Below are 781 nucleotides of genomic sequence, written 5' to 3' on the forward strand. Positions count from 1 at the left end.
ACAGGTATAAAATGTCAGCGATCCTCCTGCTGTAAAACCGATAACTAAAAGGATCGCTTTTGTGTGATTGCGTAGAAGTTCTTTAAGACTGCCAGCTTGTTTTTTAGAGCGACTTTCTTTAGTGGTTGTTTCGTGAAGTGAACGACGCAGATAAATCGCAACAATTGCACCACATCCACCAATCGCAAAAGGAATACGCCAGCCCCATGCCTTTAACTGATCTTCTGTGAGATAGAGGGCGAGAATAAACATAACCAAACTTGCAAGGAGTTGACCCCCAATGAGCGTGGCATATTGAAACGAGCTAAAGAAACCACGACGTTTTTTAAGAGCAACTTCACTCATATAAGTCGCTGTTGTTCCGTATTCACCGCCGACGGAGAGCCCTTGAAGCATGCGGAGTAAAATAAGAAGAATTGGTGCTACTGCTCCAATTGTTTCATATGTAGGAAGAAGAGCGATGAGAAACGAACCACCACACATCATAAAAACAGAAATCAGCAAAGAGCGTTTACGTCCATAACGATCCGCAATAAATCCAAAGAGCCAACCGCCAATTGGACGCATGAGGAAGCCTATAAAAAAGACGAAGGAAGATTTTAAAAGTTCGGTAACAACATCTCCATTGGAAGGAAAAAACTGTGAGGCAAAATAAATAGATGTAAAAGAATAAACATAAAAATCATACCATTCTACCAGATTCGCTGATGCACTCGATATGATCGAAAGAACACGTTTTCTTGTATCATGTGGTGCTAAAGATTCTTGTTTTTCCATAGTC

1 protein-coding gene is annotated in these 781 nt (G+C 40.8%); it reads right to left on the reverse strand.

Features of this window, described 5'->3' with window-relative positions; genetic code table 11:
- Positions 1-777: MFS transporter (locus ACFINC_RS10420; protein ID WP_375617168.1), on the reverse strand; the 777-nt coding region annotated here is incomplete at its 3' end.
- Positions 778-781 lie beyond the last annotated feature (4 nt).

It is taken from the genome of Bartonella sp. AP58NXGY (assembly GCF_042195785.1).
Classification (GTDB): Bacteria; Pseudomonadota; Alphaproteobacteria; order Rhizobiales; family Rhizobiaceae; genus Bartonella.